Source organism: Flavobacterium cyclinae (genome assembly GCF_021172145.1).
Lineage (GTDB): Bacteria > Bacteroidota > Bacteroidia > Flavobacteriales > Flavobacteriaceae > Flavobacterium > Flavobacterium cyclinae.
Window position 1 is genome coordinate 2658855 of sequence record NZ_CP089095.1, and the last position, 26349, is coordinate 2685203.

Here is a 26349-nt window from a genome sequence, read left to right on the forward strand (position 1 = left end):
CTATAGTGTATATTTCAAACTCAAAATAACAAATCGAGGTTGTACTCTGTAACTTGAAAAACTACTTGTTCCACCTAACTGACTAAAACTATTTGTGTCAAGCGATTTTGTATCTAACAAGTTGGTTCCTGAAAGTTTCCATTCCCATTTACTACCTTTCTTTTGATACATTAAACTTGCTGTTAAGAAGTCATATTCGCTATCAATAGTTTTCGTTTTGTTTCTATTGTGAAAGTATGAATATTCAGAAACGAATGAAAACGCATCTAAAAAGTAATATTCTAATGTTAATGTTGGACTATCTATATAAATAACATCTGAAAAGTTATCATTTATAGAAAAATTATATCCCAAAGTTAAATTAGGTAACGTTTTATAATTAGTAGAAAAACTCAAGTTATAACTTTGAGAGTACGATTCAATTGTTTGAATTTCTGTTGGGTTATTACTTGGATCAGTATCTGTATCTGGATAAACACGTATGTTATTGTTCTTAGACCAATTAAAACCTGCTCTAAAATTCGCCTTGTAATATCTTGCAAATGAGCGACCATAATTTCCATTTGCAGAAAAAGTTTCATCAGGAAAATTAGAATTCATATTTTCAGATGAAGAAATTTGATTTACTCCTAATAACAAAGCTCTATTTTTTATTGCATCTAATTGTCTTGTATACGTTATATTAGCAAAAATATTCTCAAAATTAAACATGTTATATTTAAAATAACGCAATGTATGAACTTGAGAAGTTGAGTTTTCTAAATAACGATTTCCGCTAAACAAACTGTTATAGTTTGAAAACACATAACCTTGGGCTAACCTATTAATATCAGTAAAATTATTGGTTAACGAATAGTTATAAGTTAAAGTTTCTGATTTTTTAATTTGCCACAAAGCATACACATCTGGCAAAATTCTATTGAAAGATTGTTTATTTGAAGTTCCTAATTGCTCATCATTCATGTTGAATTGATGCACACTAAATCCAGGATTAAATGTAAACTTACCTAACAAAAATTTATAATGAACTCCTAAAAACACATCATTAAACGCATAATTAACATCATTAATAGTTGTTGGATCAGTTAAATTATTTTGAGTTCCATTATTCAGCAATTGAAAAATAGATGAATCAAAATTTTGATATGAATACGTATTTCCTAAAGTCAAATTGATATTACTTTTTGGAGTTAACATGTAATAATAATCAAACTTAGTATCTAGTTTATTAGTTTGAACAAATCTTTTTTGTGAAATATCATCTCTAACTCCAACTCCTTCATTTATATAACCCGTTAACAAAGGCGCAAAAGGCAACGTTTCTAAATTAGCATTATAAAAAGGATCTTCATTTTGATATAAATGTTGCATTTCAAACGCAAACACATGCTTATCATTTAATGTGTAATAGTAATTTAAATTTTGATTTACTGAAAATGGATTTTGTTCTTTTCCAGTGTAGATATCAGACAATAAACTTGAAAAAACACTAGTACTTTCTTTTTGATCAGAAAATTTAACTAAAGCATCGTAATCAAAATGTGCTTTTTCAGAAGGCACATAACTTGAACTTAATTTAAGTAAAATCTGTTTACTATCTTGCTTTGTATAATCTTCTCTAGTTTCAGAAATAGTTTGAGAAGAGCCATCAGGTAAATTATCAATACGATTTGAAATGGTCGTGTTTTCTATTTCCGTTTTATTCCCAAGTAAAATTCCGAATCCACTTAAAGTCCATGCTTTTGAAGGATTAAAACTGAAATTAGCGGCTCCAAAAGTTGACTCAATATTTGCCGCTTGATTGTTGCGAAGTCCTAAAATTCCTAAATCATTTGAAGACACATTAAAAGAAGATCCGCCTTTACGCATCATATTTTTAAAACCTCCAGTAAACTTGAAATAATCTTGAGCCGTTAAGGGTAATTCGCCAATATTATTCACATTAGCAATTACATTTAAACTGTATTTTGGGTTATAATAAAACAACTTTGGATTCACAATGAAGCGAGTATCTTCCATCCCAACTCCAATACCTGCATTCATATCACCAAACCAAAAATTCTTTTTACCTTCTTTTAATTTGATATTTAAAGCAATACTTTCTTCGTTGTTTTCTAGTCCTTTTAAATTAGAAACTTCGTTGTAATTTCTTAAAACTTGGATTTTATCTAAAGCATCAGCTGGAATGTTTTTAGTAGCTAACTTCGTGTCGCCATCAAAAAAGTCTTTTCCTTCCACCATTACTTTTTGAACTTTTTTACCTTCTACTTCAATTTCCCCATCTTTATTAACTTCTACACCAGGCAATTTTTTAAGTACATCTTCCAATTTTCTTTCCGTACCATTTGTAAAAGAATCGGAATTATAAATGATGGTATCTCCCGAAACGCTAACTGGCATTTCGTGAACAATTTCCACCTCTTTTAACTGTGTTCCTTCTTTTAAAACCACAGGAAAAGTCATATTTGAAGTACCGGTTGTAACTGTTTTTTCATATGTTTGAAACCCAATGTAACTAACTTTAATAGTATACGTTGCACTAGACTTTAAACTCAAAACAAATTTACCCGTTTCATTAGTAATAGCGTATGCATCCATTGCTTTAGTTTGCTGATTAATAGCCATAACATTAGCCATTTCTAAAGCCACTCCAGTTGTATCTTTAACAGTTCCTTCGAAACGTATATTTTGAGAAAAGGCACTTGTTGTAAGTGCCATAACTAATAATAAAAATATTTTCTTCATAAATGTATTTCTTATCTACCCATTCTAAATTGCATACGATTTCCTCCTCCTGGTCCAGAATTCATTTCACGCATTTCTTCAATTTTCTTTTTTACGATTTCGTCATATTCTTGTTGGGTAACCTCTTTTCCTTTAGAAGCTGGTTTTATTTCTACTTTTTCTTTAGAATTCAATACTAATTTCGAACATAAAATTACAGTCTTACCATCATTAACTTCTAAAATTAAACCAGGTAAACCCCAGTAATTCTCAGGTCCTTGATTGATTGGAATTTCAGGACAATACCAAGCGGTAATAGTGTTCTCTTTTGGCAACTCCCAATCATCTGTAAAGTTGGTCTTTTTTGCACTTGTAGAATCTTTTACCGTTTCAGATTTTTTATCATCTTCTTTTTCATTATTTCTATTTCTAAATCTAAAATTTCTAAAATCAGACTCACTTGCATTCACTACTGCAGTTGCTTTAAAACAAAAATAATCTCCAATCATTTTTGACTCACTACCTAAAACCCAATTGTATTTAGGAAGCGAATCTTTAATTAAAAATTCTTTCCCAAAAAACTCTTTATCTACAATAAACTGTTGATTTTTAGTATTTTTGTAATGAGTTCCACCGCCACCCATTACAGACATCATCATTCTACCTCCTTGTTGGCCTGGAGCATCTAATTTTTCTTCTTCTTTGTAGATTGAAGCTGTTTTATTGAAATTTAGAATAAATGTTTTCTCAAACATTTTTTTCATTCGTTCCTCAATTTGCTTTTGCATTTCAGGTGTAATTTCGCGATTACCACTCATACCTTTCATGAATTCTGAAGTACTCGTTTTAGACTCATAAACAGCTACACCTTGAAAATCTTGGGCGTTTACAAAACTCGAGATAAGTAATATTGATGCAAATAATAATTTTTTCATTCGATTATATATTTTAGACCTTTAGTATAGACGAAATAAAATGAATTTTGTTACATAAAACAAGAAATTTTTTCTGTCAAATACAGTATCTTAGACCCTGATTTAAACAAAACGTTTAATTATGGTTATAAAAAAATCAGTATTTATACTAATTATAAATTTCTTTTGCTTTTCTACACAAGCTCAAGAAATGATTTTTGCTACTCAACTAAACAAAGTTTTAGTTTCTTGTTATCACTTTTTAGGTTTTGACAATCAAAACAACCTGTATACCTTAAAAAATAACATTCTTACAAAAAATAGCGATAGCACAATCTATCAATATAACAACCTAAGTTTAGGAAAAATTACTAATGTCGACTTTCAAAACCCACTCCAAATTGTCGTTTTTTATAAAAATTTTAATACTGTTATCCTTCTTGATAATCAACTAAATGAAATAAAAAAAATAGATTTTAATTTACACACAACTCCACTAACCATTGAAGCGGTTGCATTGTCTTCACAAAACCAAATTTGGATATACGATAGCATTTCTTCAAAAATTGGATTATACAATGTAAATACCAATACAACCAAATGGATTTCTACTATGCTTGAAAATCCAATTTTACATTACGAATCTGATTACACCCATTTATATTGGATGGATACGAATTTAGATTTATTTCGTATTTCTATATTTGGAGCCATCGAAAAAATATCAAATCACCCTAAGTTTGATAGTGTTCAACTAACAAAAAATGGTCATTCTATATATGTCGTAGAGAATCAATTATTTTCATATAATTTAAAAACTAAAAAAAGTAGTAAAATAGCAATTGAAGAAAAAATCATATCAAAATTTTTCTTTAAAGATGGAATTTTATCTATTTTTACGCAAAATGAAATTACTAATTATAAAATAATTTTACCATAATGCACATAGCAGTAGCAGGAAATATTGGAGCAGGAAAAACAACATTAACCCGATTATTAGCCAAACATTTTAAATGGGAACCGCATTTTGAAGATGTGGTTGATAATCCGTATTTAGATGATTTCTACCATCAAATGGAGCGTTGGAGTTTTAATTTGCAAATTTATTTCTTGAACAGTCGTTTTCGTCAAGTATTGCAAATACGTGAAAGTGGTAAAAACATTATTCAAGACCGAACCATTTATGAAGATGCACATATTTTTGCACCCAATCTTCATGCAATGGGATTGATGTCGAATAGAGATTATAACAATTACACATCACTTTTCGAATTGATGGAAAGTTTAGTAGGTTCACCAGATTTGTTGATTTATTTAAGAAGTTCGATTCCAAATTTAGTTAGTCAAATTCATAAAAGAGGAAGAGATTACGAAAATTCGATTTCGATTGACTATTTAAGTCGATTGAACGAAAGATACGAAGCTTGGATTCAAACCTATAACAAAGGAAAATTAGTAATCATTGATGTTGATAATATTGATTTTGTAAACAATCCAGAAGATTTAGGAATGATTATCAATCGAATTGACGCTGAATTAAACGGATTATTTTAATAAATATCTATGCCACTAGTAACTCCTCTTCCGCCTGATCACGACGAAGAAACTAAAAAACTTGCAGAATTTTTCAACGAAACACTTGGTTTTTGCCCGAATTCGGTTTTAACCATGCAACATCGTCCTGCAATTTCTAAAGCCTTCATTCAATTGAATATGGCCGTAATGGAAAACAAAGGAAATGTAACATCTGCTTTAAAAAGAATGATTGGCTGGGTTACAAGCAATGCAACCGGATGTAGATATTGTCAAGCACATACTATCAGAGCCGCAGAAAGATATGGCGCTGAACAAGAGAAATTAAATAATATTTGGGAATATAAAACACATCCTGCTTTTTCTGATGCGGAAAGAGCCGCTTTACATTTTGCTTTATCAGCATCTGTTATTCCTAATGCTGTTGACGAAGCAATTAAAACAGAACTTTACAAGTATTGGACAGAAGGCGATATAGTAGAAATGCTTGGCGTAATTTCATTATTCGGATATCTGAACCGCTGGAATGATTCTATGGGAACTGTAGTCGAAGATGGAGCTATTGAAAGTGCTGAGAAATATTTAGGAAAAACTGGCTGGGAAGTTGGAAAACATAAATAAAAAAAATCCTCAACTGAAATTCATTTGAGGATTTTTTTTCATAAAGTATCAAATAACGATTTTACTTTTATCTCTTTTACAGCTTTTGACAATTTGATAATTCGCTTTTCATTTGGTAGCAAATCAAAATAATTATCCTCAAAAAAAGTATTGATTTCAGAAGATAAAAAAACATCTTTAGCTAAAACATCAGAGGAAATTTCAATAGTTAATTCATCAATACTTTTGATTTTAATATTGGGTTTTTGAAGTTTCAAATCTTTAGGTTTTTCAAAAAAGAAAACACTTTCAAAATGATTATCATCTGAAATGTATGCTAACTTTAAATAAGAATTTTGCGTATCAATTTCCTTTAAAGGCACAAATGGTAATAAGACTGCCGTTACATTTGAATTAGCCTCTGAAGCACAATACGATTTTTTCTCCCATAATAATTGACCTTGAAAATTTCTAACTTCCGCTTTTAATTCTCCTGCATAATTTTGCATTCCATCATTGATAACAAAAAACTTATAAATATCACTATTATGTTTCTCAACTGACAAAATCAGATTTTCAAAACTTCTTTTTACTTGATAATGAAAGGCTTTCCAGTTTCCATAATAATCTACCGAACTCCAAGAAGTAACGGGCCAACAATCATTTAGTTGCCAATATAAGGTTCCTTTACAATTAGGTTTTGCTCTTCTATGGGCTTCAATTGCCATTTTCATTCCTCGAGCTTGCAATAATTGGGAAACATAAAGATAATCTTCAAAGTCTTTAGGAATCACATAATCACGGGCCATGTATTCGTTTATTGTTTCGTAACCTGTTGGGTGTTTTTGATGATTTTTAAAAGCGTCAGAAGTAAAATTCAAATCTCCATTTTTCATGACTTTTTTCAAAGTTTCTAAATTGGGCATGCCTTGAAAACCGTATTCGCTCATAAAACGTCCTACTTTTTTCTCATAAATTTCAAACGGCTCTTTTCTCCACCAAACGCCCCAATAATGCGAATCGCCTTGTAATAAACTTTCTTTTCTTCCCCAACCTATCGAAGGAGAAGACGACCAATAGATATTTTTTTCTTTCGGAAGCAAACTATCCAAAGTTTGCGGAATCATTTCGTGAAATACTTTTTTGTAATCGTTCCAAATTTGGCTAGAATCCGATTTTGAATAATTGAATTGCTTTTGCCAACCCCAATTGTGCCAACCTTCGTCGTTTTCATTATTACCACACCAAATGGCAATGCTTGGATGATTTTGCAAACGATTTACATTATCAATCACTTCTTGCTTTACATTTTGCACAAATTTTTCATCACCCGGATACATGGAACAAGCAAACATAAAATCTTGCCAAACTAAAATTCCGTTAGCATCGCAAGCTTCATAAAACGCATCATCAAAATACACGCCGCCACCCCAAACACGAAGCATGTTCATATTCGCTTTTTTAGCATTTTCAACTAAAGAAAAATAAGTGGAGTCCGAAACCCGTGGCAAAAAACTATCAGGCGGAACCACGTTAGCGCCTTTCATAAAAACCGATTTTCCGTTTAACTTAAAGTAAAAACTTTTCCCAATGTGGTCTTTTTCTTGAATTAATTCGATAGTTCGTAAACCTATCTTCAAATCATTTTGATCAATTAGCTTTTTGTTTTTTTCCAAAGTAAATTGAAACAAATATTGATGTGGAACTCCTAAACCATTACACCACCATAAAATTGGATTTTGAATCATTACAGGAACTTTTACTACATTTTGTCCTTTTTTCAACACAAATGGAAATGGTTTTTGACCTAATTTAATTTGGTATTTTCCTGATTTTTCTACGTAAATGGTAAAAATAAAATCCAAATTGGCTACCGATTCATTCAATACTTTTTGTTGATATTTTACATGTTCTATTTTAGCCGAATTCCAAAATTTCAATTGTACTTTTTTCCAAATCCCAGCCGTTACAAAACGTGGTCCCCAATCCCAACCGAATTGATATTGCGCTTTTCGAACAAAAACACGTTCCTTTTCTGGTAAGGTATACGATAATTTTGCTGCTGCATCTTTTCCTTTTTGAACCGCTGACTGAAAAACTACTTTTAAATGATTCGCACCAATTTTTAGATGAGATTTAGCTGAAATGGTCCATTTTCGGAACATATTATTGGCTTCTAATACAACTTTTCCGTTCAAAAAAACGGTTGCATAAGTATCTAAACCATCAAATTCTAAATCGATATTTTGATTTTTAAGCTCGACTTCAGAAATCATAAAATACGTTTCATATTCCCAATTTTCATTTTCAATCCACCGTAATTGCTTTTCATTAGCTCCAAAAAACGGATCAGAAATTAGTTGGTTTTGAAACAAATCGGTGTGAACTGTTCCGGGAATAGTTGCTTTATATTTTTTTGCTTCGTTTTGTTTGTAGAATATCCAGTTTTCTGTTGACAAATTTCGATAAGAAGTTTGTCCAAAAATGAAAAAACTATTTAGACAGAATATAAAAACGAAGATTTTTTTAAACATATAAGGCATGAAAGTTCATTTAAATTTTTAAGTTTTTCTTTAATTGAATTATTTCACCTGAACTAGCTGTTTCACTCCCATCAGTAATAGCAGAAGAATGATACCAATTCGAATTAACCATTTCGTCTAATGCTAAAATATTAGTTGAACGCAATCCACCACCGGGCATAATTTCTATTCGATTATTGGCTTGAATAACCAATTGTTTCAAAACTTCTTTTCCTTCCATCACATTTGGAAAAGTTCCTGAAGTTAAAATAGTTGAAAACCCGCAAGAAATAACATCTTCTAAAGCTTGTTCGTAATCTAAAACCTCATCAAAAGCTCGATGAAACGTACAAGGAAATGGTTTTGCAAATTCAACTAATTCTTTATTTTGATCAACATTAATTGATTTATCTTCATTTAAAATCCCAAAAACAAATCCGTTGACTCCTAACTTTTTGATGATTTCAATTTCCGATTTCATTTGCTCGAATTCAGAATTGGAATACACAAAATTTCCACCTCTAGGGCGAATCATTACATTAATATCGATTGACAAATTTTCGCGAGCTAGTTGAATTATTTCGATTGCAGGAGTTATTCCGCCTACTAACATGTCTGCACATAATTCCACTCTATCCGCTCCAGCTTTTTGTGCGATGAGAGCGGATTCAAGATTAAAACAAGCGATTTCTATTTTTTTATTTTGGAACATAAGTCACAAATATTAGCCACGGATTACACAAATTCTCACGGATTAAATAATCCTTAAAATCCATTATTCTGTGGCAAAAAATTATTTCAAAAAGTAATTCGCGTCAATTAATTTATTCCCACTTGCATCGTGAACAGCATAATTAAATCCGCCTTGTACACAATACGAACCGTATTCTCCTTTTTTGTTCAATGCAATGAACCCAACTTGAATATCTTTTAAATTTTTTCCACGATTTTGCGTCAGTTTTACAATTCGCATTACCGCTTCTTCACATGCTTTTTGTGGTGATTTTCCCTGACGCATCAATTCCACCACCAAATGACAACCTGTAATTCGGATGACTTCTTCTCCATGGCCTGTTGCGGTTGCGGCACCAATTTCGTTATCTACATACAAACCTGCTCCAATAATTGGAGAATCGCCTACTCTTCCGTGCATTTTAAAAGCCATACCACTTGTAGTACACGCACCCGATAAATTGCCTTGCGCATCCAAAGCAATCATTCCGATGGTATCGTGATTTTCAATATTAGCTTTTGGTAAATACTCACTTGTTTTTAGCCATTCTTTCCATTCTTTTTCGGAAGCTTCAACTAACAAATTCTCTTTTTTGAATCCTTGAGATAAGGCAAATTGCAAAGCACCTTCTCCAACCAACATCACATGAGGTGTTTTTTCCATTACAGCTCTTGCAACGGAAATAGGATGTTTGATGTGTTCCAAACACGCTACCGAACCAATGTTAGAAAATTCATCCATAATGCACGAATCTAATGTTACGCGACCATCTCTATCTGGGCGACCACCGTAACCTACACTTCTTTCATTTGGATCACCTTCAGGAATTTTTACACCAGCTTCTACTGCATCAAGAGCACGACCATTATTTTTGAGAATTTCCCAAGCGGCTTCATTAGCTTCAATTCCGAATCGCCAAGTAGAAAGCACAATTGGTCTTGTTCCTTTTCCTGAATTGTTTTCAATTGCTTTTTCTTCAGATTTCGATTGAAACGATTGAAAAGCTACACCAGCAGTTGCTAATGCGGTTGTTTTTAAAAAATTTCTTCTGTTTGTCATTATTCTACACTTATTTCGTCTGTAAATAACCAACTTTTAGAACCAGCTCCTGGTTTTCCATCTGTAATGATTCCGTTGTTTTCTGCAATGACTTTTATAAATTGAACATTTTGTTTGTCAAAATTAACTACAACTTTTCCTTTCTTTTCTTGAATTTCTTTCGAGGAAACTATTGTAATTGAAATATAATTTTTACCATCTTTTGAAACTAAAACACTAATGCTTTTAGGATAATAAATCCAACTTCCTTCTGATGAAAGTGTATTGATACTGATTTTTGAGATTGTTTCTATTTTCCCTAAATCGATAGTCGCATTCAAATCTTTTCCCCAGAAACCCAACCAATCTCTACCAAATTTTGAAGGATTTCCTTTCATACCATCAACCAAAGTAAAACTTCCACCAATTCCATAATTTTCATGCGGTTGATGTACCAATTCAATTTTTTTACCCGTTGATTTAGTGATAAAAAACGATTGTTCGATAGTAGCACTTTTAGCTTTACCATTTTCGAAATAAGCCGCTTTTATGGTTTGGTTTTTAGTAACCAAAATTGGTTTTTCGTAAGAAATCGAATTCACATTTGGTTCTGAACCATCGGTTGTGTATTTGATTCCGATTGGATTAGCTGATTTTAATTCGAAAGCTACTCCGTTTTCAGCAGGTTGTACCTTTGAAGTTACTTCAAAAATGGCTTTACTGAAATTGATTCCTTTTTTATCATAGATTTCAAAATGTGAAATTAATCGTTTTTCGAATTCTTTGTAATTATTAGGATTGGATGTTCCCCAAACCACTTCGGAAAGCGCTGCAATTCTTGGAAAAAGCATATATTCGGCATGTTCTGGTGTGTTGATATATTCCGTCCAAAGATTGGCTTGAGCACCTAAAATATATTTCGATTCTTCTTCTGAAAGTTCCTTTGGAATTGGATTAAAAGAATACACTTTTTCCACATTGGTATAACCTCCAAAAGCAATCGGTTCGTTTTTAGGTTCGCCTTGATAATGATCGAAATAACAATGCGACCCTGGCGACATCACTACGAAATGTTTTTGTTTGGCTGCTGCGATTCCGCCTTCTGTACCACGCCAACTCATTACGGCTGCATTTGGTGCTAATCCGCCTTCTAAAATTTCGTCCCAACCAATTATTTTTCGTCCTTTACTGTTGACAAATTTTTCGATTCGTTGTATGAAATAACTTTGCAATTCGTGTTCGTCTTTTAAGTTTTCATCTTTGATTCTCTTTTGACAATGCGGACAACTTTTCCAACGCACTTTTGGGCATTCATCACCACCAATATGAATGTATTCGGAAGGAAATAATTCCATAACTTCAGTCAAAATATTTTCTAAAAACATAAAAGTTTCGTCTTTTGGACAAAAAACATCTTCTAAAACGCCCCACGTTTTTCCCACTTCAAAGGGTCCGCCCGTACATGAAAATTCAGGATAGGAAGCTAAAGCAGCTAAAGCGTGTCCAGGCATTTCGATTTCGGGCACAATGGTGATGTGGCGTTCTTTGGCATAAGCTACAATTTCTTTGATGTCTTCTTGAGTGTAAAATCCGCCATAGCGAATGTCGTCAAAAGTTTGGTCGGTGTAATGTCCAATCATTGAACCGTTCCGCCAAGCACCAACTTGGGTTAATTTTGGATATTTTTTGATTTCGATACGCCAACCTTGATCATCTGTTAAATGCCAATGAAACGTATTCATTTTATACATGGCAAGATAATCGATATACTTTTTGATGAATTCTTTTGGAAAGAAATGACGAGAAACGTCCAAGTGTATGCCGCGCCATTGGAATTTGGAATCGTCTTGGATCGATAAACAAGGTAAACTGATTTTATCTTTTTTTTCTAACGGAAGTAACTGCAAAAAAGTTTGAATACCATTAAAAAAGCCTTCAGGAGTTTTAGCATAAATAGCGGCAAATTTCTTATTAGAAATAAGTAATTCATATCCATCACTACTTTTCCTTTTAATTTCAGAATGAGCCAAAACTATTCTATTCGGTTTATTTACCGCAGATTGAATTTTTAAATCTAATCCTGTAAGTTCTTTTATAGATTTTTGAAGATATTGAGCTTCAACTAAGTTATAATTTGGTTGTATTACAGTTTCCTTATTCAAAGTAAAACTGCCTTTATGCATTTCAATTGACTCTGGTTTCGGAATTATGTTTAGATTTTGTTGCGCCATACCGTAGTGCATAGAAAAGAAAAACAACAAAGTCAGTATTCTTAATTTCATTGGAGTTGTGTTTGTTTGGCTAAAATTAAATAAAAAAACCGCACATTGCTGCGCGGTTTTCATTATTTGTGTTGAAAAAGATTATTTTCCTAGTTCAGCAATTTTTGCTTCTACTTCTAAATCGTCTCCTTCAAAAACTTTTTCTTCTTTTATTTCTTTTCCATCAACCATTTTAGTTAAAGTTACTGTAGCTTTTACTTTTCCATCAGCATCTTTAACTTTTTTTACGTCCATATTGATGATTTCTTGGTGATCTCCGTGGTTGCAATTTGGCCCGTGAACGTGTTTTTCTTTGCCAATGAATTTTCCGTTTTCATCATACATTGACATACAGTTTTCTTTACATTCTTCAGAACAACCGTTTGCTTCACACATTTTTGCACATTCGTCTTTTGTCATAGTTGCACATTTAGATAAATCGCATTTTCCATCTGTACAAACCATTTCTTTTTTATCGCCTGAACAACAAGAACCATTTTCAGTTGTAGCACCGTGACCTCCTAAGATTGGAGCGATTACTAAACCAATTAAACATGTTAATTTGATTAAGATATTCATCGATGGTCCAGAAGTATCTTTAAATGGATCTCCAACAGTATCTCCAGTTACCGCTGCTTTGTGTGCATCAGAACCTTTATAGGTCATTTCTCCATTGATTTCAACACCAGCTTCAAACGATTTTTTAGCGTTATCCCAAGCTCCACCAGCGTTGTTTTGGAACACTGCCCAAAGTACACCTGAAACGGTAACTCCAGCCATATAACCACCTAACATTTCAGCGATTAATTGGTTATTATCTCCGTAAACTAATTTACCTAATAATACAATTGCAATTGGGAAACCAATCGTTAAGATTCCTGGTAACATCATTTCGCGTAAAGCGGCTTTTGTAGAAATTTCAACACATTTACCATATTCTGGTTTCCCGGTTCCTTCCATGATTCCTGGAATTTCTTTGAACTGACGACGTACTTCATATACCATGTCCATAGCAGCTTTACCTACTGAATTCATTGCTAAAGCAGAGAACACTACTGGAATCATACCTCCAATAAATAACATAGCTAATACAGGCGCTTTGAAGATGTTAATTCCGTCAATTCCTGTGAAAGTAACATAAGCAGCGAATAAAGCTAACGAAGTTAAAGCAGCAGATGCGATTGCAAAACCTTTTCCAGTTGCTGCAGTTGTGTTACCTACTGAATCTAAAATATCTGTACGAGTACGAACTTCTTTTGGTAATTCACTCATCTCAGCGATTCCACCCGCGTTATCAGAAATTGGTCCGAATGCGTCGATTGCTAATTGCATTGCAGTTGTAGCCATCATTGCAGATGCAGCCAAAGCAACACCGTAGAATCCAGCTAAAGCATAAGAAGCCCAAATTGCACCTCCAAATAATAAAACTGTTGGGAAAGTAGAAATCATTCCAGTTGCTAAACCAGCGATTACGTTAGTTCCAGCTCCAGTTGATGATTTTTGTACGATTGCCAATACTGGTTTTGTACCTAATCCTGTGTAATATTCTGTTACTGATGAAATTGCTCCACCTACGAATAAACCAACAATAGTTGCATAGAAAACACGAATTGAATCGATTTCTTTATCTCCTTCACCATAGAAGTTTAATGTTAATACTTCTGGCAACATAAAGTCAACCAAGAAATAACAAGAAATTAAAGTTAATACAATAGAAACCCAGTTCCCAATGTTTAATGCTTTTTGTACTTGTGCTTCTTTTGCATCATCACTTGCAATTTTCACTAACATGGTTCCAATAATAGAGAATAAAATTCCGAAACCAGCGATTGCCATTGGTAATAAAATTGGTCCGATTCCGCCGAAAGCATCATCGATTTTACCACCCATATCTTTAATTACGTAATTTCCTAAAACCATTGCCGCTAAAACTGTTGCTACATACGAACCGAATAAATCGGCACCCATACCGGCAACGTCACCAACGTTATCCCCAACGTTATCTGCAATTGTTGCAGGATTACGAGGATCATCTTCTGGAATACCAGCTTCTACTTTTCCTACTAAGTCAGCCCCTACATCAGCAGCTTTAGTGTAAATACCACCACCTACACGAGCAAACAATGCAATAGATTCAGCTCCTAATGAAAAACCAGCTAAAGTTTCTAGAACTACAGTCATTCCATCCGTATCAGTCCAAACGCCATCCATGAACATGTGGAAAAACAAGATAAAAAATCCGGTTAAACCTAAAACAGCCAAACCTGCAACTCCTAATCCCATTACAGTTCCACCACCAAAAGAAACTTTTAAAGCTTGTGGTAAGCTAGTACGAGCTGCTTGCGTAGTTCTAACGTTTGTTTTTGTGGCGATTTTCATCCCCATGTTTCCTGCTAAAGCAGAAAATATAGCTCCAAAAATGAAAGCTACAACTATTAATAAATGTGTTTTAACTCCTGGTATAAATGTAATACCAGCCAATACAACACTAGCTATAAGTACAAATACTGCTAATAATCGATATTCTGCCTTTAAAAAAGCTAAAGCCCCTTCGTAAATGTAATCTGAAATTTCTTTCATTTTTCCATCTCCGGCGTCTTGCTTAAGAACCCAAGCGCGTTTGGCAGCCATAAATGCCAATCCTAATAGTGCCATGACTATAGGAACATAAATCATCATTGATTCCATAAAATATAATTTAGTTTTGGTGTTTGTTAATTTTATGGTAATATTAAGAAAATAAAACAAAAAAGGCAATATTTTTTAAAAAATACTGCCTTTTATTTATTTGTCCTGAAGATTATCTAATACTGAATAATCCTTCTGGTTTGTTTTCAAGTTCATTGAAACGATTGGTACATTTTCTCAAAATTTCTTTTGCTTCGTTAACATCTCCCCAACCTTCCACATCAACTTTTTTGTGCTCTAAATCTTTATACACTTGGAAGAAGTGTTCAATTTCTTTAATTAAGTGCGGATTTACATCGCTTAAATCATTTAATTTGTTCCAAATTGGATCTGATACAGGTACACAAATTACTTTTTCATCTGGCCCTTTATCATCTGCCATATGGAAAACTCCAATTGGTTTTACTTCCATCACGCAACCTGGGAATGTTGGTTCGTTTACTAAAACTAAAACATCTAATGGATCTCCATCTAATGCTAAAGTTTCAGGAATAAATCCGTAATCTGCCGGATACATCATAGACGAGAATAACATTCTGTCAAAACGCATTCTTTTTAATTCAAAATCGTACTCGTATTTGTTTCTACTTCCTCTAGGAATCTCAATCAATACATCAAATGTAGTAATTTTATCTGCTGTCATTTTTATAGTTTTAAACGGGTGCAAAGGTACCATTATAAAACATTAGAAACAAAAGAGTTTTGCAAAAAAAATATAGTTTTAAAAATAAAATCCAAAAGAAGCTCTCACTGCAAATTTTCTAGCATCAGGCATTTCTAAATAGCTCCCTCTCCATGCAAAATCAACTCGCAATACTTTAAATATATTCCCTACGCCAGCATGATATTCCCAATAGATATCTTCTGGAGCTATATACGTTAGTCCCGAAGCATTAAGCATTTTATTTTTCTCAGAAACTCTTCCATAAACTCCTTTAATTCCTATAATTTCACGTAGGTTTAATTTTCGCAAATATGGAATTCTAGAAAACAACCTTCCATTAAAATGATGTTCTAAATGCAATGATGCATATTCATCAGCCACAAAATCATAATAATCTAATAAATTATAGGTGTTTTCAATTACAAACCAAGATTGATTTCCAGGAATTATCCCCATCAAACCTAGCGGCACCTCTCCGAAAATCTTACCTGTTTCAAAAGTGGTAAACAACCTCCCAAAGCCACCAATTAAAGTTGGTTGTCGATAATAAAATTGTAATTTTTGATAATTAAAATCACTATCTAAAACCCCTTTTAAGCCATTACTATAACTTAGAAAAACTCTTGGATAATTGAAATCTACATCCAATCGATCTACACCATAACCAACGGTTTTTCTGTATGGTGTAAACTCTGCTACCAAATTGATTTCAGATTGTTTTACTTCACTTTTAATTTCCGTTTGAGTTAAATCGGTATAATAATCTAAACTAAACTCGCCCGAAGCTGATTTTAATGTTCTGTAAGTTAGATTAGTTTGAAATGTGAAATTTTTAAATGGCTCAATTTCAAATCCTAATGTGGTTAAATTAACCGATGTCAACTGATTATTTACCCCACTTGCAAATAATGCAGAAGACGCAAAACTACGACCTAAAACATCATTAGAAGTAGTTAAACTAACCCCCATTTGTTCTACATCCCGACGATTTCCAATGGAAAGAATTAATCGATTGTTTGGATTTACCATCCATCTACCAGAAATTCCATATTTGAATTGATCATCTTTAAATCCGTAAGCAGTGTAACCTTGAATTCGCCATTTATCATTTGGTCCAAAATACGTTCTTCCACCAGCACGTATACGTTGTCCTTCAACATCATTATACCCAAAAGTTGAAAATATGGGTCCGTAATCTAATTTAAGTTTTGGAATTTCAACATATCCACTTCCTAATATAGAGGCAAGGCTGTAAATTCTTTTAAAACGAGGAACTTCTTTAAGCGTATCGAGCATTTTATAAATTCCTGCTTCATTTTTATTTAAAGCTTCAAATCTATTTTCTTCCCAAAAAGCATCAGATTTATTATATACAGCGTTATCGTAAAAATTGACTTCTTTTTTATAAAATTTATCTTCTTTTTTAATATCGAATTTATGATTTCTAGCCAATGTAGTTCTTTTACCATAAACTCCTTTTGATTCTTCTTTTTTGGAAAAACTAAAATCAGACATCATATAATCTCTTTTCAACAAGAAGACCGAATCATTCATAACTTCGTATTCTTGCTCTATGTAGATTTCCTTAACCCAGTTGATATTAGCGCTTTTACTTGCTTCTAAATTGATTTTTTTGATAGCAAAAGTGGTGTCGTTTACCCAAAAATCTCCTTTAAATGTTAATTCATTTTTTCGTCTTGGATAATAAACAATGTTATAACACCATTTATTATCAATAAACATACTATCATTTAAAACATAATTGTATACATTGATTCCTGTTCTAGAAAGAGGACTTACAAAATCTTTATCAAAAAATTTCAGATAATTATCGTAAATATCAAAATCAGCATACAAGTCTTTTATAAAAGTGTTGACTCCATCACCAGATCCAAAACCCGAATTCTTATTAGCTTTTGTAATTTCTTTATACTTTTTTTCCTCGTTATCACCATAAACTTCACTTAGCGTTTCATTGATGAAAATAGGCAAATACGTTTTTCCTGAAATACTTGAGGTATCAATTTGATCAAAAACAAATTCCATTCCTTTAAAAACCTTACTGTTCATAAAGGCAGAATCAATAGTATTTAAATCAAACTCAACCTTTTCGTACTTATCATATTCATATTGTTTGAACATTTTGAGTCCGTTTTTCCTACGACGTTCCCAAATTTTTCGCAATATATCGATAGCTGGATTGTTCTTTTTTGAAGTTTTTCCAGTATAAATTACCACTTCTTTTAGTTCAGTTCCTGATTTTAATTTGATTTTTAAACCACTATTCAGACCCGGTTTTAATGAGATTTCTTTTTTTTCAAATCCAACGTATGAGATTACCAAAGTGGAATAATTTTCTTTTGATTCAAAATAAAAATTACCATTTTCATCTGTGATAACACCTTCTTTAGAGTTCTTAAAAATTACATTAGCAAATGCGATTGGCTCTCCAAATTCATCCACAACCTTTCCTCCTACTTTTGTTTGAGCAACAACAATAGAACTTAGAAATAAAAGAAATAAAACAATTTTTGTCTTCATAGGGAAAAAAAAACTTCATCAGTTAGTTACTGATGAAGTTCCAAATATAATAAGTTATTTATTATTTATACATAACTTTTTTTACTGCCTTGATAACATCTTCAGAATTTGGCAACCATTCTTTTAATAAAGTTGGTGAATATGGTGCTGGAGCATCAGCAGTTGTAATTCTTTGAACAGGAGCATCTAAATAATCAAACGCTCTTTCTTGAACCATATAAGTAATTTCAGAAGCAACAGAAGCAAAAGGCCAAGCTTCTTCTAAAACAACTAATCTATTTGTTTTCTTAACCGAGTTAATAATTGCATCATAATCCATAGGACGAACTGTTCTTAAATCGATAATTTCACAAGAAATCCCTTCTTTAGCCAATTCTTCAGCTGCAGCAAGTGCTTCTTTGATGATTTTTCCAAAAGAAACGATTGTTACATCAGAACCTTCTCTTTTAACATCAGCAACTCCTAGTGGAATTGTATATTCTCCTTCTGGAACTTCACCTTTATCACCGTACATTTGTTCTGATTCCATAAAAATAACAGGATCATTATCACGAATAGCCGCTTTCAACAAACCTTTAGCATCGTAAGGAGTTGAAGGTACAACTACTTTTAAACCAGGAGTATTAGCAAACCAGTTTTCAAAAGCTTGAGAATGTGTAGCACCTAACTGACCTGCAGAAGCTGTAGGACCTCTAAACACCATTGGCATTGGGAACTGTCCACCAGACATTTGACGCATTTTTGCTGCGTTATTGATTATTTGGTCAATTCCAACTAATGAGAAGTTAAATGTCATAAACTCTACAATTGGACGATTCCCATTCATAGCCGAACCTACGGCAATTCCGGCAAATCCTAACTCAGCAATAGGAGCATCAATTACACGTTTTGGTCCAAATTCATCAAGCATTCCTTTTGAAGCCTTGTAAGCCCCATTGTATTCTGCTACTTCTTCCCCAATTAAATAAATTGATTCATCGCGACGCATTTCTTCGCTCATCGCCTCACATACTGCTTCTCTAAATTGTATCGTTCTCATGAAATTAATTTCTTTGAATTATGATTGGCAAAAGTAAGAAAAATTAAATTATTCTAATTCCTAATTAAAAAAAATGGTATTACTTTCTACTAAAACGTTTTAGAGTTAAAAATATTCAATCAAACCCTAAAAAAACTCTTTATAATTAAACTTTTTTTAAAAAAAACATAAATTATATAAGAAAATCATATTTATTATGCATGCATAGTTTTATTTTAGAAATTATTTTGTATTTTTGGGACTGAAATATTCACTAACAAAATATATAAATAATGAAAATATTAGTTTGCATCAGTCACGTACCTGATACTACTTCAAAGATTAATTTTGTCAATGGTGACAGTGAATTTGACACAAATGGTGTTCAATTTGTGATTAATCCTAATGATGAATTTGGTTTAACAAGAGCCATTTGGTTCAAAGAGCAACAAGGAGCAAATGTTACAGTTGTAAACGTTGGTGGAGCTGACGCTGAGGCAACTTTAAGAAAAGCATTAGCTATTGGAGCAGATGAAGCAATTCGTATCAACGCGAATCCTACAGACGGAATGTTTGTTGCTAAACAATTAGCGGAAGTTGTTAAAAATGGAGGTTACGATTTAATCATTGCTGGTAAAGAATCATTAGATTACAATGGTGGAATGGTTCCTGGAATGATGGCTGCTATGTTAGGTTACAATTTCGTAAACGCTTGTGTGGGTATTGATGTAAACGGAAATGAAGCTAAAGTAACAAGAGAAATCGACGGTGGAAAAGAAATCGTTTCTGCAGGTTTACCTTTAATTATTGGTGGTCAAAAAGGTTTAGTAGAAGAAAAAGATTTACGTATTCCAAACATGAGAGGTATCATGATGGCAAGAACTAAAGCTTTAACTTTAGTAGAACCAACAGGAGACGCTTCTGCAACCAAAGCAGTGAAATTTGAAAAACCAGCTGCTAAATCAGCAGTAAAATTAGTAAGTGCTGATAATTTGGATGAATTAATTAACTTATTACATAACGAAGCAAAAGTAATTTAAGATTTTTGAACACAGATTTATGATTACAGAAAACTTCATAAATCAAAAATCAAAAATCGTTAATCTTAAATCATAAAAATCATGTCGATATTAATATATGCTGAATCAGCAGAAGGAAAAATTAAAAAAGTAGCTTTAGAATTAGCTTCATATGCAAAAAAAGTAGCTACTTCTATGGGAACAACAGTTACAGCAGTAACTATTAACAACTCTGACAACAGCGCTTTAGCTGCTTACGGAGTAGACAAAGTATTAAACGTTTCTAACGATAAATTAAACAACTTTAGTGCAAAAGCTTATGCTGATGTAGTTGCTCAGGCAGCAAAGAAAGAAGGAACTCAAATCGTTTTAGTTTCTTCATCTACAGACAGTTTATATTTAGCACCACTTGTTGCGGTAACTTTAGAAGCAGGTTATGCTTCAAATGTGGTAGCTTTACCTGTTAGTACTTCACCTTTCCAAGTGAAAAGAACTGCTTTCTCAAACAAAGCTTTCAATATTACCGAAATTTCAACTCCAGTAAAAGTTTTAGGAATTGCTAAAAACTCTTTCGGTTTAGTGGAAGATGCAGTTGCAATGACAGAAGAAGCTTTCGCACCATCATTAAACGATGCTGATTTCGGAATCAAAGTTGAAAACGTAGAAAAAGTAACTGGAAAAGTAACTATTGCTGACGCTGAAATCGTAGTTTCTGCAGGTCGCGGAATGAAAGGCCCAGAAAACTGGGGAATGATTGAAGAATTAGCTTCCGTTTTAGGTGCTGCAACAGCATGTTCTAAACCCGTTTCTGATATCGGATGGAGACCTCACAGCGAGCACGTAGGACAAACTGGAAAACCAGTAGCTTCTAACTTGTATATCGCAGTGGGAATTTCTGGAGCAATCCAACATATTGCAGGTATCAACTCTTCGAAAGTAAAAGTAGTTATCAACACAGATCCAGAAGCTCCTTTCTTTAAAGTTGCTGATTACGGAGTGGTAGGTGATGCTTTCACGGTAGTACCTCAATTAATAGAAAAATTAAAAGCATTCAAAGCGAGCAACTCGTAATAAATTAGCTGTTTAAAAATATATTATATTAAAATTAGAGTTATCTTTGTTTAGATAGCTCTTTTTTTTATTTTTGGAGCAAATGATTTTCAAACTTAAAAGGTTTATTTGGTGAAATTTTTATTCCAAATAATAAGTTTGTAATTGAAGTATGATAATTAACCTATTAAAATGAGTTTAGTAAAATTAACTATAAAAGGCATTTCCTATAGTCAAACACAAAATGGAGCCTATGCCTTAATCCTAAATGAAGTGGATGGTGAGCGAAAACTTCCAATTGTTATTGGAGCTTTTGAAGCGCAGTCGATTGCAATTGCTCTTGAGAAAGAAATTAAACCCCCAAGACCACTTACACATGATTTATTTAAAAATTTTGCAGATCGATTTGACATTGTAGTAAAACAAGTAATCATTCACAAGTTAGTTGATGGTGTTTTCTACTCAAGTATTATTTGTGAAAGAGATAAAATAGAAGAAATTGTTGATGCTCGTACTTCAGATGCTATTGCTTTGGCTTTACGCTTTAATGCTCCTATTTTTACTTACAAAAACATTTTAGATAAAGCAGGTATTTATCTTAGCATAAATCCTTCTGAAACTCAAAATGAAAATGAGGACACCGACAATATTTTAACTCCAACCGAGACTTATGAAGAAGATGTTGTGGTTCCAGCGGACAACTATTCAGGCTATTCTTTAAAAGAATTGTACCAAAAATTAGACGAAGCGGTTCAAAACGAAGACTACGAAAGAGCCGCAAAAATCAGAGACGAAATTTCAAAAAAAGAATCATAAATTTTAGAATATAATATGTATAAATATATTTTTTATGTAATAGCTTTATTTTTAAGCTTTACAACTTCAGCTCAAGAAATTGAGAAAAAATGGCAACTTTCATCTTCTAATAAAGACTATTTAGAATTAAAAGGGGGTAGCTATGAACTAAACATTACATCAGACAGCTTAATTCAAAAAGGAGATTATTTAGTTCAAGATAATTTTATATTCTTATTTGAAAATGGTTCGGATTCTCCAACAAAACGTTTCGTAATTGAAACCAAAACCGATTCTACCCTTACTTTAAAAAACAAAGGCAAAGCCTATTCATTTTTTGCTTCAAATAAAGCAACAAAAGCTGAAGTGATTAATGGAAAAATTCAACCAAATGAAGGGTTTTCTACCCATAGTTTATTACGTGGAATTTTAGGAATGTTTGCACTTTTAGGAATTGCTTACCTATTTAGTTCAAATAGAAAAGCAGTAAATTGGAAAACCATAGGAATTGGATTAGGTGTACAATTAATTTTAGCTGTAGGAGTATTAAAAGTAGGATTTGTTAAAACCGGATTTGAATTCGTTGGAAGTTTATTTGTAAAGGTGTTAGATTTCACTAGAGCGGGAAGCGAATTCTTACTTGGTGGCATGATGAATGTAGATAATTTTGGATTTATTTTCTTATTTCAAGTATTACCAACAATCATTTTCTTTTCTGCTTTAACATCTTTGTTGTTTTATTTGGGAGTTATCCAAATTGTAGTAAAAGGTATGGCTACAATTTTAACGAAATTGATGAATATTTCAGGCGCAGAAGGTTTATCAACAGCTGGAAATATTTTCTTAGGTCAAACCGAAGCTCCTTTAATGATTAAAGCTTATTTAGAAAAAATGAACCGAAGCGAAATCTTCTTAGTAATGACTGGAGGAATGGCTACAGTGGCTGGAGGAGTTTTAGCGGCTTACATAAGTTTTTTAGGCGGAAACGATCCTGTATTGCGATTAGAATTTGCAAAACACTTATTAGCAGCATCTGTAATGGCGGCTCCTGGCGCTATTATCATTTCAAAAATATTATGTCCACAAACAGAATCTGTCAATACAGATGTTGAAGTTACAAAAGAAAAAATTGGTTCCAATATATTAGATGCTATTGCAACAGGAACAACCGAAGGTTTAAAATTAGCTGCAAACGTAGCCGCTATGTTATTAGTTTTCATTGCTTTCATTGCGATGATTAACTATACTTTTGGGAAAATCGGACTTTGGACAGGCTTAAATGATGTTATTGCAGCGAATACGCCTTATAAATCATTCTCATTAGAAACTATTTTAGGAATTATCTTTTCGCCTTTAATGTGGTTAATTGGAATTGCTAAAGAAGACATGATGTTAATGGGACAATTGTTAGGAATCAAATTAGCCGCATCAGAATTTGTGGGTTATATCCAATTAGCAGAATTGAAAAACGTAGCTAACGAAGTCCATTTCACATTTAACAAATCGGTAATTATGGCAACCTATATGTTATGTGGATTTGCAAACTTTGCTTCTATCGGAATTCAAATTGGTGGAATTGGTTCATTAGCACCAAACCAAAGAAAAACCTTATCAGAATTCGGTTTGAAAGCTGTATTAGGAGGAAGTTTAGCTTCATTACTATCAGCAACTATTGCAGGAATGATTATTGGATAAAATTAGGTTATAGGCAATAGGTCATAGGCAATAGGTTAAATAACATTTTATAAATTTGTATGAGAAATTTTAGAGACTTAGAAGTTTGGTATTTATCAAGAGGTTTAGCTAAAGAAATTTATTTTCTAATGAAAACCATTCCTGATGAAGAAAAATTTGGCTTAACTTCTCAGATAAAAAGAAGCGTAATTTCTATTCCTTCCAACATAGCTGAAGGTTGTGCAAAAAAATCAAATAAAGATTTTTCTAGATTCCTAGAAATTAGCCTAGGCTCTTGTTACGAATTAGAAACCCAGTTAATTCTTTGTTCAGATGTTGAATTAATAAAAGAAGAAATTATCGAGGAAAAAATTATATTGCTACAAACTTTAGAAAAGAAAATAACCTCTTTCATAAATTATTTAGCAACACAATAACCCATCAACTATAACCCATTACCCATTACCAAATAACATGAAACAATATCACGATTTAGTAAAACACGTATTAGAAAACGGCAACCAAAAAGGCGACCGTACAGGAACTGGAACCTTAAGTGTTTTTGGGTACCAAATGCGTTTTAATTTAAGCGAAGGTTTCCCAATGGTAACCACAAAAAAATTACACTTAAAATCGATTATTTACGAATTGTTGTGGTTTTTAAAAGGCGATACTAATATCAAATATTTACAAGAAAACGGTGTGAAAATTTGGGACGAATGGGCGGATGAAAATGGCGATTTAGGTCCGGTTTACGGCCACCAATGGCGTAATTGGAACAGCGAAGAAATTGACCAAATTACCGAATTAATCGAAACATTAAAAACCAACCCAAACAGCAGAAGAATGTTGGTTTCTGCTTGGAATCCTAGTGTTTTACCGGATACTTCAGTTTCGTTTGCAGAAAATGTTGCTAATGGAAAAGCCGCTTTGCCTCCATGTCATGCGTTTTTTCAGTTTTATGTGGCGGATGGAAAATTAAGTTGCCAGTTGTACCAACGCAGTGCTGATATTTTCTTAGGTGTTCCGTTTAATATTGCATCTTATGCTTTGTTTACGATGATGATTGCACAAGTTTGCGATTTACAAGTAGGCGAATTCATCCACACCTTTGGTGATGCGCATATTTACAACAACCATATCGAACAATTACAATTACAACTATCGCGCGAGTGTCGCCCTTTACCAACGATGAAATTAAATCCAGAAATTAAAAATATTTTCGATTTTAAATTTGAAGATTTTACATTAGAAGGGTATGACCCTCATCCCCATATTAAAGGAGTTGTGGCCGTTTAAAAGATATTATGAAAAAAATAGTATTAGCCCTTTTATTTATTGGTTTTTCTACCATAAAAACAACATCACAAGAGTATTCCGAATTATATTCTGACTTAGATAGTATTTCTAAAACAAATGTTGGTTCTAATTTTTACAGAATCTTAAGAATGTTTAATTACGAATACAACCAAATAAATGATTCGTTAACTCAAGAAGAAAGAGTTATTGTTGGGATAATTAAAATTAACAGCAATAAGAAATTTCAATTTGTAACAATTAATGAAGAAAATAAAGACATAAAAAAATTATTAAATAATTTATTTTTAAAAGCTCCACCTTTTCCAATTGAAAATTTTGAAAAAGGTAAAGATTTGGAATACTTAACTGTAAAATTTGATTTAAAAAAATACAATTACGAAGGAATAAAATTTAATGATATATTAATTCGACAAAGAGAGGAAAACAAAACCAATAGAATGGAGGAATTAGATCTTTATCCTTCATTTGGTGGAAAACCAGAAAAATTTGCAGATAAAGAAAAAGCAATTGAAAGTATTAATGATATAATTAATAAAGTTGTAAGGAAAAATTTTAAGTATCCAGAATATGCAATGGAGAATGATATTCAAGGAAGAACCATTACAAATTTTGTAATTAATAAAGAAGGTGAAATAAGAACTATAATAGTTTATTTTTCACATCCAGTACTTCAAAATCAGGCTTTAAAAATCGCAGAATTTCTACCAACATTTAACCCAGGCATCAAAGAAGGCAAACCAGTATCTGTAAATTACCAATTCCCATTAACTTTTAGATTACAATAAAATGAATAAAGCGAAACTCTTTTTCTTGTTTTTTATGTTCCAACTTCTGTCATTTGGACAAGAAGAACCTAAAGAAATTAGTCAAATTCCTGTTGTTAAAGAAAATGTAAAAGAAGATTCAGAATTAACATTTGTAGAATTAGAAGCCCCTCCTATTTATCCTGGATGTGAAAACACTCCTATAGCTGAGCAACGTGAATGTTTCAATACAAAATTAGGAGAACATGTAGTAAGACATTTCAGGTATCCAAAAGAAGCCCTAAACAATAACATTCAAGGTAGAGTACTAGTGCAATTTATAATCGACCAGGAAGGTAGAGTAGAAAAAATTGTAACAAGAGGTCCTCATCCTTTATTAGAAAACGAGGCATTTAGAATAATAAATCGTTTGCCGAAAATGACTCCTGGTAAACAAAAAGGAAAACCTGTAAAAGTAAAGTACGCAATACCAATCACATTTAGAATATAAC

At 32.5% G+C, this 26349-nt stretch carries 21 protein-coding genes; 11 read left to right on the forward strand and 10 right to left on the reverse strand.

Annotated features, from left to right (window positions below; all coding sequences use genetic code 11):
- Together LOS86_RS12195 and LOS86_RS12200 are read right to left on the reverse strand one after the other, a co-directional pair.
- The gene (locus tag LOS86_RS12195) at positions 1-2745 is read right to left on the reverse strand and encodes a TonB-dependent receptor (protein ID WP_231842354.1); all 2745 of its coding nucleotides are present in this window, start codon (positions 2743-2745) and stop codon (positions 1-3) included.
- Positions 2746-2756: 11 nt separating this feature from the next.
- Positions 2757-3659, reverse strand: coding sequence for a GLPGLI family protein (locus tag LOS86_RS12200; RefSeq protein ID WP_231842355.1), 903 nt, complete (start codon positions 3657-3659; stop codon positions 2757-2759).
- Between the two features lie 121 nt (positions 3660-3780).
- On the opposite strand from LOS86_RS12200, the gene LOS86_RS12205 reads away from it, so the two are divergent.
- From LOS86_RS12205 to LOS86_RS12215, 3 genes are read left to right on the forward strand one after another with little or no spacing between them, the layout of a single operon-like run.
- A complete protein-coding gene (locus tag LOS86_RS12205; protein ID WP_231842356.1) occupies positions 3781-4578 on the forward strand; it encodes a hypothetical protein in 798 nt (265 codons plus the stop codon).
- Positions 4578-5192: a deoxynucleoside kinase gene (locus LOS86_RS12210; protein WP_231835999.1), complete on the forward strand. Its 615-nt coding sequence runs from the start codon at positions 4578-4580 to the stop codon at positions 5190-5192. Before LOS86_RS12205 ends, LOS86_RS12210 begins: the two co-directional genes overlap by 1 nt.
- A 9-nt stretch (positions 5193-5201) precedes the next feature.
- Complete coding sequence (locus LOS86_RS12215) at positions 5202-5792, forward strand: carboxymuconolactone decarboxylase family protein (RefSeq protein ID WP_231842357.1); 591 nt, start codon at positions 5202-5204, stop codon at positions 5790-5792.
- Between the two features lie 38 nt (positions 5793-5830).
- Here the strand turns inward: LOS86_RS12215 and LOS86_RS12220 are convergent, their stop codons facing one another.
- From LOS86_RS12220 to LOS86_RS12255, 8 genes are all read right to left on the reverse strand, one after another.
- Positions 5831-8230 (reverse strand): beta-mannosidase, encoded by a 2400-nt coding sequence (locus LOS86_RS12220; RefSeq protein WP_231842358.1) that lies wholly within the window; start codon positions 8228-8230, stop codon positions 5831-5833.
- 94 nt (positions 8231-8324) lie between these two features.
- Positions 8325-9005 carry a copper homeostasis protein CutC gene (locus LOS86_RS12225; RefSeq protein WP_231842359.1) on the reverse strand — a complete coding sequence of 227 codons (681 nt, stop codon included), beginning with the start codon at positions 9003-9005 and terminating at the stop codon, positions 8325-8327.
- Positions 9006-9086: 81 nt separating this feature from the next.
- Positions 9087-10085: an isoaspartyl peptidase/L-asparaginase gene (locus LOS86_RS12230; RefSeq protein WP_231842360.1), complete on the reverse strand. Its 999-nt coding sequence runs from the start codon at positions 10083-10085 to the stop codon at positions 9087-9089.
- On the reverse strand, positions 10085-12346 hold the full coding sequence (locus LOS86_RS12235; RefSeq protein ID WP_231842361.1) for a glycoside hydrolase family 20 protein: 2262 nt from the start codon (positions 12344-12346) through the stop codon (positions 10085-10087). The genes LOS86_RS12230 and LOS86_RS12235 overlap by 1 nt, the downstream gene beginning before the upstream one ends.
- Before the next feature lie 81 nt (positions 12347-12427).
- The gene (locus LOS86_RS12240; protein ID WP_231842362.1) at positions 12428-15013 is read right to left on the reverse strand and encodes a sodium-translocating pyrophosphatase; all 2586 of its coding nucleotides are present in this window, start codon (positions 15011-15013) and stop codon (positions 12428-12430) included.
- A 112-nt stretch (positions 15014-15125) separates the two neighbouring features.
- Positions 15126-15656 (reverse strand): inorganic diphosphatase, encoded by a 531-nt coding sequence (locus LOS86_RS12245; protein WP_231842363.1) that lies wholly within the window; start codon positions 15654-15656, stop codon positions 15126-15128.
- Positions 15657-15734: 78 nt separating this feature from the next.
- Positions 15735-18218 carry a DUF5686 and carboxypeptidase-like regulatory domain-containing protein gene (locus LOS86_RS12250; RefSeq protein WP_231842364.1) on the reverse strand — a complete coding sequence of 828 codons (2484 nt, stop codon included), beginning with the start codon at positions 18216-18218 and terminating at the stop codon, positions 15735-15737.
- 61 nt (positions 18219-18279) lie between these two features.
- Positions 18280-19257 carry a pyruvate dehydrogenase complex E1 component subunit beta gene (locus tag LOS86_RS12255; RefSeq protein ID WP_231835995.1) on the reverse strand — a complete coding sequence of 326 codons (978 nt, stop codon included), beginning with the start codon at positions 19255-19257 and terminating at the stop codon, positions 18280-18282.
- A 272-nt stretch (positions 19258-19529) separates the two neighbouring features.
- On the opposite strand from LOS86_RS12255, the gene LOS86_RS12260 reads away from it, so the two are divergent.
- The 8 genes from LOS86_RS12260 to LOS86_RS12295 all read left to right on the forward strand — a co-directional run bounded on the left by LOS86_RS12260 (position 19530) and on the right by LOS86_RS12295 (position 26348).
- A complete protein-coding gene (locus LOS86_RS12260; protein ID WP_231842365.1) occupies positions 19530-20276 on the forward strand; it encodes an electron transfer flavoprotein subunit beta/FixA family protein in 747 nt (248 codons plus the stop codon).
- An 81-nt stretch (positions 20277-20357) separates the two neighbouring features.
- Complete coding sequence (locus LOS86_RS12265; protein WP_231842366.1) at positions 20358-21326, forward strand: electron transfer flavoprotein subunit alpha/FixB family protein; 969 nt, start codon at positions 20358-20360, stop codon at positions 21324-21326.
- Between the two features lie 171 nt (positions 21327-21497).
- A complete protein-coding gene (locus LOS86_RS12270; RefSeq protein ID WP_231842367.1) occupies positions 21498-22121 on the forward strand; it encodes a bifunctional nuclease family protein in 624 nt (207 codons plus the stop codon).
- A 15-nt stretch (positions 22122-22136) separates the two neighbouring features.
- A complete protein-coding gene (locus LOS86_RS12275) occupies positions 22137-23795 on the forward strand; it encodes a NupC/NupG family nucleoside CNT transporter (RefSeq protein ID WP_231842368.1) in 1659 nt (552 codons plus the stop codon).
- 59 nt (positions 23796-23854) lie between these two features.
- A complete protein-coding gene (locus tag LOS86_RS12280) occupies positions 23855-24211 on the forward strand; it encodes a four helix bundle protein (RefSeq protein ID WP_231842369.1) in 357 nt (118 codons plus the stop codon).
- Positions 24212-24248: 37 nt separating this feature from the next.
- Positions 24249-25073, forward strand: coding sequence for a thymidylate synthase (locus tag LOS86_RS12285; protein WP_231842370.1), 825 nt, complete (start codon positions 24249-24251; stop codon positions 25071-25073).
- 8 nt (positions 25074-25081) lie between these two features.
- Positions 25082-25879 carry an energy transducer TonB gene (locus LOS86_RS12290; RefSeq protein WP_231842371.1) on the forward strand — a complete coding sequence of 266 codons (798 nt, stop codon included), beginning with the start codon at positions 25082-25084 and terminating at the stop codon, positions 25877-25879.
- A 1-nt stretch (position 25880) separates the two neighbouring features.
- The gene (locus LOS86_RS12295) at positions 25881-26348 is read left to right on the forward strand and encodes an energy transducer TonB (RefSeq protein ID WP_231842372.1); all 468 of its coding nucleotides are present in this window, start codon (positions 25881-25883) and stop codon (positions 26346-26348) included.
- Position 26349: the final 1 nt, after the last annotated feature.